The organism is Maritimibacter alkaliphilus HTCC2654, assembly GCF_000152805.1.
In the GTDB taxonomy this organism is placed as follows: Bacteria; Pseudomonadota; Alphaproteobacteria; order Rhodobacterales; family Rhodobacteraceae; genus Maritimibacter; species Maritimibacter alkaliphilus.
The window spans coordinates 42,693-54,110 of the sequence record NZ_AAMT01000013.1 but is presented as its reverse complement, the minus strand read 5'-3'; the positions used below and the strand labels follow the sequence as shown (position 1 = coordinate 54,110).

Sequence of the window (11,418 nt, the reverse complement as noted above, 5' to 3'; positions counted from 1 at the left end):
CCAGAGACAGACGAGGTTAGCTGCCAGCGCCCTTGTCTGATGGGGCTTTGTCTGGCGGCGCAAATTTGTGCGTACGGCTTGTCCCCGCCTCAAGCGGCAGGTCGACATGCGCAAAACCAAGGCCAATGAAGAAAGACACCACGCCGGAGATCGTCTTGAACTCGCGGATCTTGATATCGTTGTAGGTCGTCCGCGTGCGGGCGGTGACGAGGAGCTTTTCCACCCCGTCATCAGAGACAACACGCATGATCCAGACCCCGTAATAGCTGGGGCCTTTCTTGTGTGCCGACTCTTGGCACAGGATTTCTGCGCTATAGCCGCTTTCCACGAGTTCGCGGAACCTGGCTTCCGTAACCACATTTGGTGCTTCGATGTCCCAGTTCATGGCCCGGCTCACGCTTTCTCCAATGGCGCGACCCCAGGCATTCCTACTTGAAGCCCAGAGTTACGATAGTATATTATCAACCGCAAGATGTAATATCGTGCTTTGGCTGTAGTTTGGTTACGCAAACACTAGTCACGGCCAGTGTCCGCGATCAAGGAGATAACAGGTTTGAGAAACCCAAGGTTGACATGCCTGCTCCCATTGCAAGCTATGGCCCTTCTGATCTGCGTTCCTGGGCCGGTTTTGGCGGAATCCTGCTTTGCGCCATCCCGTCCTTTCCTGCCAAGCGATTCGCAGGCCGCGCGGGACTATGCGGATATCATCCGCGGCGACTTCGAAGATTACATTCAGGATATCCAGAGCTACTTCCGTTGCCTCGACGGTGAACGGGCCCGCGCCTTCGAGGAAGCGCGCGAAGTCAGCGAGGAATATGGCCGGTTCCTGCAATTGGTAGGGGATTGATGGGCAACCTCGGGAGCATCAGACTTGCAGCCCATGGAAACCAGACGCCGATAACACCCTCATATATCTACTTTTTAGATAACAGATTTCATCCGCTAGCGACGTCACAAAAGGTATGTGACGCGTGGCAAAGACAATCAGAAGCAAGGGACAAGTGGCACTCTGTCAGGCGTTGGTCGACGCCCGTGTCAAAGCGGGCCTTGGTCAGAAAGACCTGGCAGACAGGCTCAGATGCCACCAGTCCCTTATTGCCCGCCTTGAGAGCGGCCAGCGCCGGGTCGACGTTGTCGAGCTGGTCGTCTTGGCGTGCGCCATCGGCTTTGACCCGTTCGAGGTTCTGGCGATCGTTGAAGCCGCCACGGAGCCCGACCACAGGATTTGAAGCCAATGAATTGTTGAGAACACGGGAACCCACTTTCCCGGTCTGATGATCATTTCCTCATCGAGGACCAGTTAGCCAACATCAAAGAAGCCCGGCGCGCGGTCGTAGTGAACGCTCTGCAACCCCACGCCGCAATTCGCAGCGCCGCAGTGCAGGAAGCCAGTAAACAGTGAACGAAGATAAGGGTGAGGGCGTCGCGATCGCCAATCTGATCGGGACCGATGGGTGCAGTGTTGTTGGTTGGGTTTATCGCTGGAGGACAGGCTCACATGCGGTGATGTGGGACGTCCAAGGGCCCCAGCCGGTATCGGAAACCCGGCCGGATATAAGTGACGAACAGAAGCAAGAAATCGACTTCGATGCGCTGACGAGGATCGGAAGAAGCGACGACGGGTGAACAGAGCGAACCCGCGGTGTTTGCCTAAACGCCAAACAGCATGTGGACCGCGAAGCGTATGCGGTGCGGTCGTGCAAGCCAAAGAAGCCGTCTTCCATGACAAATCTACGTAGCGGCAGGTCAGTAGTTCACCTGCTCGAACCCGTAGTTGCCGTCATAGTCACGCCAATCGACGAAGACGGATCGGTGGTAAATGCCAGGGCAATGCTCGCCCCAACGTTCAAGTCCCACATGGGCCTCGGGCAGGGCAGTTATCGAAGATCGCTGCCATGAGAAATCGCCTTGGGTCCCGTAGGTGCCGAGGACCACGGTCGCGCTTCGGTTACAATCCCCATCGCGCCCGGACTCGTGCTGTCGTGCATACCGTACATCGAAGACGCGGATGGACCGCACGAAATTGAACTCTGGCCCGCTGATATCGATGTCCGCGCGGTCCTGAACGAGCCGCAGGGCGAGGTCGGTGGGAACGAGATTATCTACTGGCAAGGATTGAAGCGGTCGACGGCTGTCGGTTCGGTACAAGGCTTCAAAGATGCCGCCAGCGTTGTTTTGTAACCGATCGTTCTCGTAGGAGGCGCCCATGGGACAGCGCCAGATTTGCAGCGGTGGTTCGACCGGCCAAGGTGTAATCCGCCGGATAAATTCGGCGCGGGCTCGGGCGCAAGGGACGGAAGCAGGCCAGCCGCCAGACAGGCACAAAAGGATCGCGCAATCGATCGGGTATGTCTGCGCGCGGGCGGGTATTGGCAGCGAAGAACCTGTCACGGTCAAAGCGACTGCGACCGAGGGGAGGAGCTTCTTGAGTAAATGGCGCATGCTGTGGAGCCTCCGTGATAGGAGTTCAGCATACATACAATAATATACTATCGCAACGCTAAGTATAAAGTCGCATAATGAAGTTTATGTTAACCAACTGGCGCCCTGAGCCGCTAAAACATTACGATTTGATAATGCCCCGGCAAGGGCAGTGCCACCGTACCAAAGTTACTCCTTTGCGAAAGGAGCGACCATGTTCAGAACTTTCGGATTGCTCTTGGGTCTCGCAACTGCTGTAGTTCTTTTGTTTATGGTTTCGAACAGATGCTGTCTTCTGCGAAGGCATCTGATTGAAAGCTACTCTACCTTTCACTTGCCCAGGCGATTGCCGCCTTCATTTCCGCCGGGTCGAACTAACGGAGTTCTGCCGTGGTCAGCACGTCGGCGAACCTGGTTCCCCACTCCAACAAAGCCCCTTCGCCCACCACAGCGACGCGGCGGAAGTCATTCCTATGGGCTGTGTCGATTTTCAGATCTTCGAGCAGAGCGGACGGCCCATCGTAGCCTTCGAACCTCGTGAGATCGAGAACCAGGCCGGGCTTACTTGTCTCTTGCAGGCGCTCATGAAGCAGGGCGTGCATCCGTTTCAGGTCGCTTTCGCTGAGCTTGCCCTCGCAGGCGAGGCCAATCGTGTCGTCATGAGCTGTCAGTGTCTCGGTGAACATGGTTTTCCTCCTCTTTTTCCGGTTTGCCGTGACCGTAAAGGTCAGCGTTTTCGTGTGCGCGGTCTTCGTGCTCAAATTCCAGACTCGAATGACCGATGCTGAAATCGTCCTTCAGCCGGTCCTTGATCGCGGCCTTGATCTTTTCGATTTGACCCCAGCCGTCCGCTGTCAGCACGACGTGGCAGTCCAGAGCCGCCTCGTGCTCCTGCATCTGCCACAGATGCACGTGATGAACGTCCGCGACACCATCCACACCCCGCATCGCCTGAACGACGGTTTCATTATCGATATCCGGTGGACTGCCGAGCATCAGCGTCCGAATCGGACCGCCGATCTCGGTAAATGCGAGGTAGAGGATGTAGTGAGCGATGCCGATGGTGATCGCCGGGTCGACCCACCGCATGTTGTAGAGGAGGATGAGCGAGCCGCCGATGATGACCGCCACGGAGGCCAAAGCGTCCGATAGGTTGTGCAGGAAGAGCGCACGGATGTTCACGCTGCCTTTCTGCATCGAATAGGTGAGCAGCGCCGTCAACGTGTCGACGACCAGTGCCACACCGCCCAGGATCACCACCGTCCAGCCCTGTACCTCTGGTGGGTCGATCATGCGCATGCCACCCTCGTAGATCAGGTAGAAGCCGATCAGGATAAGTGTCGTGTAGTTGATGAGCGCTGCGACGATTTCTACCCGCCCATAGCCGAAGGTCATGCGCTTGTCCGCCGGGCGGCGAGCGATCTTACGCGCGAAGAAGGCGATCACCAGCGACGCCATGTCCGAGAAATTGTGGAGGGCATCCGCGATCAGCGCGAGGCTGCCGGAAAGGATCCCGCCGACGATCTGCGCGACCGTCAGGAGGCCGTTGGCCCAGATGGCGATGGAGACGCGACGATCACCGGATTGAGGATCGATGTGGGCGTGGCCGTGATCATGCGGCACGGTTCGTCTCCTCATGGCGGTGGTTCGGCCGATCGAATCCGGGGACCGGCGGCAAGATTCCGCGGCGGATGCGGCGAACCCTGGCATTCATCCAGTGACGGATGACGTGGCGATAGAGCAAGTCGCGCACAAATCCGAAGTTCTGGCGGTGATTGACCCATCCGTCGCCCAAGTCCACCTCTACCCAGGAGTGGAGGATTTCGGACGGCGCGAGGGGATAGACGAGTTCCGGAACGACGCCTCTCTGAAGCGCCTTGTGGATTGTGAACCCGTGCAGTCGGCAGCGAACTCCCACGCCACGCAGCAGGGCCATGAGGAGCGTGCCCTTGGTGTTGCACTGCCCGTGGCCATCTGCGAGGACCTCGGACGCCGGAATGTCGTCGGCGCGGTTGTAGCCGAAGGTAATCTCGTTCCTGACGAAATCGTAGATGGCCCCAATTCGGTCGTCGCTGGGAAGGTCTGCCCAGCCGCGCTCCTCGATCAGTTTTGCAATTGAGGTCGCGTCAAAATCCAGCAGCCGGGTTTTGGCCAAATGAGGGTCGGCGGGGTTCACGGGATACCTCCTCGAATCGTTCACGAGAATATGTAGTTGCTACAGTCACTGTAGCTTCAAGCCCCGATTTCAGGCCGAGTCCTTGGTTACCTGATCGTCATTGTGCACCGCCTTGTGGTGTTCACCATGCGCGTCTCTCAGGATTCCGACGCCACCCCAGGCCGCGATGCCGGCGACAATCACGCCCACGACAAGGTCCGGCCAATTCGTTCCGAGCCAGGCTACGAGCCCGCCTGCGACGACGATTCCGAGATTGGCCGCGAAGTCGTTCCAGCTGAACGTATTCGCCGCTCGGATGTTTACGTCTGGATCGCGAAGCCGTGCCAGCAGCCAGACGCAAAGTGCGTTGATGGCCGCCGCTACCAGCGCCATGACAATCATGATCGTGCCAAGAGGATCCGATCCGCCGACGTAGCGGCGCCACGCGTCATACAGGATTCCAAGGGCGAAGAGGATCAGCAGGCCGCCCGAAACGTTCGCCGCTCCGCGCTTCCACTTGGCGGAGCGGGACAGCGCGAAGAGGCTGATCGCGTAGACGAAACTGTCCGACAGATTGTCGAGGCCATTGGCGATAAGCGCGCTTGACTCGCCGAATGCGCCCGAGGCGAAGAAAGCGACTGCCAGCCCGATGTTGAGACCCAGCACGATCCAGAGTGTGCGTCTTTCCGTTGCGTTTCTCTGCTCCGCCATGCCGGGTATCCAAATTAGTGAATTGCCAATGAGTAACTAACACCGGGCTTTTTGCGTTCCGATCAAAGGTCGTCGAAATTGCTCAGGCGCCGATCTCTTCATGGTCGGTCAGGCATTCGGAATGGTCGCGCAGTACCTCGAGTACACGGCAATCAGAAGTCTGTCCGCCGCTGCACTCATGCACCATCCGCTTCAATTCCGTCCGCAGCGCCTCGAGCCGCGCCAATCGTTGCTCGACCTGTTTGAGTTGCCGACGGGCTATTGCATCCGCCTCAGCGCAGGACTTTCCCGGATGATCGCTGAGATCGAGGAGCTCACGGATCGCGTCCAACGAGAACCCCAGTTGCCGTGCGTGCCGGACGAATGACAAGCGGTCGAGTTCGGCGTCGCCATAGCGTCGTTGGCCCCCCTCGGTCCTGCCGGGCTCAGGCATAAGTCCGATCTGCTCGTAATACCGGATGGTCTGCACCTTTGTTCCGGTCTTCTTCGCCAGCGTCCCAATCGTCAGCATTTCCGCTCCCCACATTACCTACAGTGGGTGTAGCTTTATGCGGTGCGCATCACAAGCTTCACCCGAGTTTCACAGATCGGTGATTGTTGGCCGATCGATGACAATCACGCTTGAACCTACAGTAGCTAGAGGATGTAAACGCACACAAAATATAGACTCAGGTTCGGGCGGAGCGGCGTGAGGCTTTCAGGTCTTCAGAAGGTATTGTGGGTGTTGGCGGGCGCGGCGGCGTTCGTTTTCATCTGGCTGTTGCTATGGTCCGACTACCGTGCCGATCTTGCCCGCACCGAGAGTGAACCACCGTTTCTTGCTGATTTCGAACTGACCGATCATCGCGGCATGGTCCAAACGGACGAAGATTTCGCAGGGCGCTGGATGCTGGTCTTCTTTGGCTTCACCAATTGCCCCGACGTATGTCCGACAACACTGTCCGAAGTCGCGGCCGTGATGGAGGGCCTGGGCGATGAGGCAGCAATGGTTCAGCCGATTTTCATAACGATTGATCCGGAGCGGGATACGCCGACTGCACTTGCCGAGTATGTGCCCCTGTTCGACGCAGGGATCATCGGGCTGACCGGTACACCGGAGCAGATCGCCGCGACATCCGAAACCTTTCCGATATTCTTTGAGCGGATCGAGCAGGCGACTGCGCCGGGCGGATACACGATGGGTCACACGTCGCATCTTTTCCTTTTCGACACGCAAGCAGGCTTCGCGGACTCCTGGCCCTACGGCACGCCCGCCGAAGAGATCCTCGCCGATCTGAGACAGAGGATCTGATCGTCATGACCCGACTTTCCGGAGAGACGGCCCTTGGCCTGGCCTGGATCATCGCGCTCACCGCGTCGCTTGCCGTGCTCTTCATCGGCGAGGTTCTGGGGCAGACACCTTGCGTGCTCTGCTGGTTCCAGCGTGCCTTCATGTTCCCCTTGGCCATCATCCTCGGGCTTGGGCTGTGGTGGCAGGATCGGCGCGTGGGTCGCTACGGGATCGCGCTGGCTTTGGGCGGTGCCGCCGTCGCGCTTTGGCACTTGGGCCTCTATGTCGGCGTTATCCCCGAGCGTATCCAGCCCTGCACGGCGACCGGCCCATCCTGTACCGACGACAATCAACTGGTCTTCGGCATTCCGATTCCTTTGATGGCGCTCGTCGCCTTCGCGATGATCGGTCTGCTGTCGGCTCTCTCACTGAAGGAAACACAAAAATGAAACGACGCGGCCTCATCCTGTCCGTTCTCGCGCTCGGGGTCGCCGGTTTCGGCGGTGCCGCCTGGTATGCCACCCGCCCCGACCCGATTGCCGCGTCCGATCCCATCGACCCTGAAATGGCCGACGCGCTGATCCGACCCTATTCCCCGATCCTCGGGCCCGAGGATGCGCCCGTAACCATCGTTGAATTCTTCGACCCGGCCTGCGAGGCATGCCGCGCTTTCTATCCGGTCGTCGAGGATATCATGGCGGAGCACGGAGACGCGGTGCGCGTTGTAATCCGCTATACGCCTTTTCACGGCGAGGCGTCGGTAGAAGCGATCCGTGTGCTCGAGGCGGCGCGCATGCAGGACGTGTTTGAACCTGTGCTCGAGGCAGTCTTGCGAGAGCAGCCCAGATGGGCGTCTCACGGGACCCCGGCACCCGGATTGATCCTTGAGATTGCAGCAAGCGGAGGTCTGGATGTCGAAGCTGCCCGGACACAGATGCTGGCCCCCGGTGTTGTGGCGGTGCTCAACCAGGACCGCGCCGATGTCGAGACAGTCGGGGTCCGCCAAACGCCCACGTTCTTCGTGAACGGCAAGCCTCTCGATCCGTTCGGTGAGGCCGAATTGCAGAGGCTGGTGGCAGTGGAAGTTGCGGCAAGCCAAAGCTGATTTGCGGAGGCAGGAGAAACGAGTGGTGAAGAAGTTGAGATATACCAATGCATTGGCCGTGCTTTTGACGGTTGCAGGGCTGTCGGCCCCCGCACTGGCCGGTTCGGAGGATGTCGTGGTCGAGAATGCGTGGTCCCGCGCCTCGATCGGCGTCAACAGGCCAGGTGCCGCCTATATGACCGTGCGCAACACGGGTGAAGACGCCGTTACGCTGACCGGACTTGCGACACCGCTGGCAATGATGCCCGAGATCCATGAGTCGAAAACCAACTCCGATGGCGTCAGTTCCATGGCGCCTGCAGGCGAGATCACGATTGAGCCCGGCCAAAGCGTGGCATTGGAGCCGGGCGGGTTGCACGCCATGCTCATGAAGCTGCAAGAGCCGATGACCGAAGGCGAGAATTTCCCGCTGACACTGACCTTCTCGGATGGCGGCAAGGTGACGGTCGAGGTCCCAATCCTCGGAATCGCCGCGCGTGGACCGGAGGGCTGATGCAACGTCGGCAGCTCCTTCTATACGGCGCAGCCGGTGCCGGCGTTCTTGGCCTGACGCTCTTCGTGGGCTGGTGGCGGGTGGACGGGCCCGGTGCGCCTGAACCAAAAGGGCAGCGGCCCCTGCCCCTATCGGCGATGGAGTTCCGGCTGACCGACCACGAGGAAAATGAGGTAGGGCCTGGCAACCTGATCGGTCGTCCCACAATGGTGTTTTTCGGGTTCACCTACTGCCCGGACGTCTGCCCGACGACCCTATCGGATATTTCCGGCTGGCTTGAGGAACTGGGCGACGAAGCATCAGAGATGAACGTGGTCTTCATCACGGTCGACCCGGAGCGGGACACGGTCGAGGCCATGGCCGAATATGTCGGCTATTTTCATCCGGTCATTCGTGGCTGGACGGGGCCGGAAGACCAAATTGCCCGCGCTGCAGAAGGGTTTCGTGCCTCATTTGAGCGCGTCCCGACTGAGGGCGGCGGCTATACGATGAACCATACGGCAAGCGTATTCCTGTTCGATGCCGAGGGTGAGCTCGTCACCATGATCGACTATCACGAGCAAAGAGAATTCGCGGTGCCGAAGATCCAGCGCGCACTGACAGAAGACGTAGAGGGGGCAACATGAAGATAAGAACTGTCTTGGCGGCCGTTGCGGTCGCAGGCGCATTTTCGGTGACCGCCATCGCCATCTCTGGCGTTCTGTCCAAAGAACCGGTGCCCCCTGCGATTGCTGAAGCGACCCTCTGGACTCCCAATCCGCTTGCGCCGCCTCGGATTACCGAAACCAATTCGGTCCGCCCTACACTCGCCCAGGCGGATATCGCATTCGAGTTCAGACCCCGGCCGCTCCTGACCGTTTCCCCCGCTGATACCTCCTTGCCATCTATCGAGCCCCCGCTGGTCACCTGGTCGCGGGAGATTGCGTCCGGCGAGACGCTTGATGCGGTCCTTTCCGATGCGGGGCTGGATGCTTCGGATCGCGCCGAAATCGCCTTGGCGATTGGCACGGAATACGATCTGCGCCGTCTGCGTCCGGGTCACATCATTACGGTGGTTTCCACAACGGACGACAACCCGCGTCGTGTAGAGCTCGCCGTCGAAGACGGTGTCCGGATAGAGGCGGTCTTCGGCGAACAGCTTGCCGCCCGCGTGTTGGACCCGGATCCCGAATTGGTGACTTTCGCCGGCGAGGCGGTGATCGAGAGCTCGATTTTCGCCGCCCTGAACACGGCAGACATCCCCGCCCGTTTTGCGGTGGACCTGGCGCAGATGCTGGGCGGCACCGTGGATTTCCGTCGTGATCTTGCGGGTGGCGAGACGATGCGCCTCCTTTGGCGCGAGGCCCGAGACGGGAACAAGAGGATTGGTCAGCCCGAGCTTGCCTTTGCCGCACTGGATATCGATGGCTCGGTCTATGAAATCGTCTGGCCGAACGACGGCAGCGGCCAAGCGACGATCTATGTCGACGGAGAAGTCCTGCGCGTGTTTGCGCAACCGGTCGAAGGTGCACGGCTGAGTTCTGTGTTCGGGCGCCGCACCCATCCGGTCTACGGCAATGTACGGATGCACACAGGAGTCGACTTCGCGGCGGCGCGCGGCACGCCGGTACAGGCGACGGCGCCGGGCCGCGTTAGCTTCATCGGCCGACGCGGTGGGTATGGCCGGGTCGTCGAGATCGCTCATGGCTCCGACACCCTGACGCGCTATGCGCATCTGAGCGCCGTACCGGACGGGCTCACACAAGGGCAACGCGTGATGGCCGGAGATATGATCGGGCGGGTCGGTGCGACGGGTACCGCGACAGGCCCCAACCTACATTACGAAGTGCTGGTGGACGGTCGCCCAACCGACCCTCTCTCTGACGACCGATTGGCAGAGGCGGCCGAGCGTGAAGCGGACGACACGGCCGCGCTTGAGCGACTGCGTGAGGCGCGTTCACTTCTTGCTGAGAGGCTCGCCAGCGAATTTGCACAGACGACAACCGAAAGGCTTTGATCCATGAAACGATTTACTCCCGCCCTTGCCATCGCATTTGCCTTGCTTCCTGCGGCGCAGGCCGTCGCAGAGGCGATTCAGATCGACGTCCGGAAGACAAACGGCTGCGGCTGTTGCCTGTCCTGGATGAAGCACCTCGAGGAGAATGGCTTCGCGCCGATGGGCGAGGACATGTTCGGAGGATCTCTTGTGCGCTTCAAACTCGACAATGGCGTGCCGCAGCGCATGGTCTCCTGCCATACGGCTTTGGTCGACGGCTATGTGATCGAGGGCCACGTGCCGGCGGCTGACATCCAACGCCTGCTGGAGGACCGGCCAGACGCGGTAGGCCTGGCGGTGCCGGGAATGCCCTACGGGTCGCCCGGCATGGGACCGGAGGACGACCGGGAGGCTTACGATGTCTTCCTGATCCACGAAGACGGATCGACCGAGGTCTACACCAGCTACTCGGCTCCTGACTGAACTCGCGGCAGAACCTTAACAATTGGAACCCCTCTCCCCCATAGCGCTTGGCTTTCTTGGAAGCCTGGCCGCCGGATCGCTGACCGCGGTCGGGGCGGTCCCCGTTCTTTTTGGGCGCATCCCGTCCCGGGCCACGCGCGATCTGCTGCTTGGCTTCGCGGCGGGTGTCATGCTCGCGGCTTCGTTCTTCTCGCTGATCATCCCGGCTCTCGACGCAGCTGAAGGACAGTTCGACAACGGTGCTCTCCCGGCGGCCATCGTATGTGTTGCGATCCTGCTTGGCATGGGCGCGATCGCTCTGATGAACGAACGGCTACCGCATGAACATTTCAAGACGGGGCGGGAAGGTCCCGACGCCGCATCGCTGCGGCGCGTCTGGCTTTTCATCATCGCGATCACTATCCACAATTTTCCCGAAGGGCTTGCCGTCGGCGTCGGGTTCGGGGCTGACGGTTTGTCGGGCGGGTTGCCACTTGCGATCGGTATTGGATTACAGAATGCCCCCGAAGGTCTGGCGGTGGCGGTTTCGTTGCTCGGCGAGGGCTATTCCAGGCTTCGCGCCTGGGGCATCGCCGCTCTGACCGGTCTCGTCGAGCCCGTCGGTGGACTTCTCGGCGCAGGGATTATCAGTCTTTCGCAACCGCTGCTGCCCTGGGGTCTCGCCTTCGCAGCAGGTGCGATGCTCTACGTCATCAGCCACGAGATCATTCCGGAAACCCACCGATCCGGCCATCAGAACAGGGCGACGCTCGGCCTCGCCGTTGGTCTTGTGATCATGTTGTTCCTCGACGTCTGGCTGGGATAA

At 60.1% G+C, this 11,418-nt stretch carries 17 protein-coding genes; 10 read left to right on the top strand and 7 right to left on the bottom strand.

The features are described 5' to 3' along the window. Positions 1–16 precede the first annotated feature (16 nt). Positions 17–385, bottom strand: coding sequence for a hypothetical protein (locus tag RB2654_RS00320; protein WP_008327368.1), 369 nt, complete (start codon positions 383–385; stop codon positions 17–19). Positions 386–595: 210 nt separating this feature from the next. Here RB2654_RS00320 and RB2654_RS00315 point away from each other — a divergent pair, with 210 nt between their 5' ends. Then, a complete protein-coding gene (locus tag RB2654_RS00315) occupies positions 596–847 on the top strand; it encodes a hypothetical protein (protein ID WP_008327366.1) in 252 nt (83 codons plus the stop codon). A gap of 124 nt (positions 848–971) precedes the next feature. Then, positions 972–1,229, top strand: coding sequence for a helix-turn-helix domain-containing protein (locus RB2654_RS00310; protein WP_008327365.1), 258 nt, complete (start codon positions 972–974; stop codon positions 1,227–1,229). A gap of 517 nt (positions 1,230–1,746) precedes the next feature. Here RB2654_RS00310 and RB2654_RS00300 read toward each other — a convergent pair. From RB2654_RS00300 to RB2654_RS00275, 6 genes are all read right to left on the bottom strand, one after another. Beyond that, positions 1,747–2,442, bottom strand: coding sequence for a hypothetical protein (locus RB2654_RS00300; RefSeq protein ID WP_173674657.1), 696 nt, complete (start codon positions 2,440–2,442; stop codon positions 1,747–1,749). 353 nt (positions 2,443–2,795) lie between these two features. Then, positions 2,796–3,107 carry a SpoIIAA family protein gene (locus RB2654_RS00295; RefSeq protein WP_007803481.1) on the bottom strand — a complete coding sequence of 104 codons (312 nt, stop codon included), beginning with the start codon at positions 3,105–3,107 and terminating at the stop codon, positions 2,796–2,798. Then, positions 3,079–4,044, bottom strand: coding sequence for a cation diffusion facilitator family transporter (locus RB2654_RS00290; protein WP_008327363.1), 966 nt, complete (start codon positions 4,042–4,044; stop codon positions 3,079–3,081). Before RB2654_RS00290 ends, RB2654_RS00295 begins: the two co-directional genes overlap by 29 nt. Then, positions 4,034–4,597: a transglutaminase-like domain-containing protein gene (locus RB2654_RS00285; RefSeq protein WP_007803479.1), complete on the bottom strand. Its 564-nt coding sequence runs from the start codon at positions 4,595–4,597 to the stop codon at positions 4,034–4,036. The genes RB2654_RS00290 and RB2654_RS00285 overlap by 11 nt, the downstream gene beginning before the upstream one ends. 69 nt (positions 4,598–4,666) lie before the next feature. Beyond that, on the bottom strand, positions 4,667–5,287 hold the full coding sequence (locus RB2654_RS00280; protein ID WP_008327361.1) for a cation efflux transmembrane domain-containing protein: 621 nt from the start codon (positions 5,285–5,287) through the stop codon (positions 4,667–4,669). An 82-nt stretch (positions 5,288–5,369) separates the two neighbouring features. After that, a complete protein-coding gene (locus RB2654_RS00275) occupies positions 5,370–5,798 on the bottom strand; it encodes a MerR family transcriptional regulator (RefSeq protein WP_007803476.1) in 429 nt (142 codons plus the stop codon). A gap of 213 nt (positions 5,799–6,011) precedes the next feature. Between RB2654_RS00275 and RB2654_RS00270 the strand changes: the two genes are divergently transcribed. The 8 genes from RB2654_RS00270 to RB2654_RS00235 are packed head-to-tail and all read left to right on the top strand — an operon-like array spanning position 6,012 to position 11,418. Continuing rightward, on the top strand, positions 6,012–6,578 hold the full coding sequence (locus tag RB2654_RS00270; protein WP_007803475.1) for an SCO family protein: 567 nt from the start codon (positions 6,012–6,014) through the stop codon (positions 6,576–6,578). Positions 6,579–6,583: 5 nt separating this feature from the next. Beyond that, positions 6,584–7,006: a disulfide bond formation protein B gene (locus RB2654_RS00265; protein ID WP_007803474.1), complete on the top strand. Its 423-nt coding sequence runs from the start codon at positions 6,584–6,586 to the stop codon at positions 7,004–7,006. Beyond that, on the top strand, positions 7,003–7,662 hold the full coding sequence (locus tag RB2654_RS00260) for a DsbA family protein (protein ID WP_007803472.1): 660 nt from the start codon (positions 7,003–7,005) through the stop codon (positions 7,660–7,662). The genes RB2654_RS00265 and RB2654_RS00260 overlap by 4 nt, the downstream gene beginning before the upstream one ends. Before the next feature lie 22 nt (positions 7,663–7,684). Continuing rightward, on the top strand, positions 7,685–8,155 hold the full coding sequence (locus RB2654_RS00255) for a copper chaperone PCu(A)C (RefSeq protein WP_008327335.1): 471 nt from the start codon (positions 7,685–7,687) through the stop codon (positions 8,153–8,155). Beyond that, entirely contained in the window at positions 8,155–8,781 is a 627-nt protein-coding gene (locus tag RB2654_RS00250) for an SCO family protein (RefSeq protein ID WP_007803468.1), read from the top strand. Before RB2654_RS00255 ends, RB2654_RS00250 begins: the two co-directional genes overlap by 1 nt. Further along, positions 8,778–10,151, top strand: coding sequence for a M23 family metallopeptidase (locus RB2654_RS00245; RefSeq protein WP_007803467.1), 1,374 nt, complete (start codon positions 8,778–8,780; stop codon positions 10,149–10,151). The genes RB2654_RS00250 and RB2654_RS00245 overlap by 4 nt, the downstream gene beginning before the upstream one ends. 3 nt (positions 10,152–10,154) lie before the next feature. Next, on the top strand, positions 10,155–10,613 hold the full coding sequence (locus RB2654_RS00240) for a DUF411 domain-containing protein (protein ID WP_007803465.1): 459 nt from the start codon (positions 10,155–10,157) through the stop codon (positions 10,611–10,613). A 22-nt stretch (positions 10,614–10,635) separates the two neighbouring features. Further along, positions 10,636–11,418 (top strand): ZIP family metal transporter, encoded by a 783-nt coding sequence (locus tag RB2654_RS00235; protein ID WP_007803463.1) that lies wholly within the window; start codon positions 10,636–10,638, stop codon positions 11,416–11,418.

Excerpts from the sequence above, each read along its gene's own strand:
- RB2654_RS00320 (WP_008327368.1), bottom strand. The coding sequence starts at position 385 with ATGAACTGGGACATCGAAGCACCAAATGTGGTTACGGAAGCCAGGTTC.
- RB2654_RS00315 (WP_008327366.1), top strand. The coding sequence starts at position 596 with ATGGCCCTTCTGATCTGCGTTCCTGGGCCGGTTTTGGCGGAATCCTGC.
- RB2654_RS00300 (WP_173674657.1), bottom strand. The coding sequence starts at position 2,442 with ATGCGCCATTTACTCAAGAAGCTCCTCCCCTCGGTCGCAGTCGCTTTG.
- RB2654_RS00295 (WP_007803481.1), bottom strand. The coding sequence starts at position 3,107 with ATGTTCACCGAGACACTGACAGCTCATGACGACACGATTGGCCTCGCC.
- RB2654_RS00280 (WP_008327361.1), bottom strand. The coding sequence starts at position 5,287 with ATGGCGGAGCAGAGAAACGCAACGGAAAGACGCACACTCTGGATCGTG.
- RB2654_RS00275 (WP_007803476.1), bottom strand. The coding sequence starts at position 5,798 with ATGCTGACGATTGGGACGCTGGCGAAGAAGACCGGAACAAAGGTGCAG.
- RB2654_RS00265 (WP_007803474.1), top strand. The coding sequence starts at position 6,584 with ATGACCCGACTTTCCGGAGAGACGGCCCTTGGCCTGGCCTGGATCATC.
- RB2654_RS00260 (WP_007803472.1), top strand. The coding sequence starts at position 7,003 with ATGAAACGACGCGGCCTCATCCTGTCCGTTCTCGCGCTCGGGGTCGCC.
- RB2654_RS00250 (WP_007803468.1), top strand. The coding sequence starts at position 8,155 with ATGCAACGTCGGCAGCTCCTTCTATACGGCGCAGCCGGTGCCGGCGTT.
- RB2654_RS00245 (WP_007803467.1), top strand. The coding sequence starts at position 8,778 with ATGAAGATAAGAACTGTCTTGGCGGCCGTTGCGGTCGCAGGCGCATTT.
- RB2654_RS00240 (WP_007803465.1), top strand. The coding sequence starts at position 10,155 with ATGAAACGATTTACTCCCGCCCTTGCCATCGCATTTGCCTTGCTTCCT.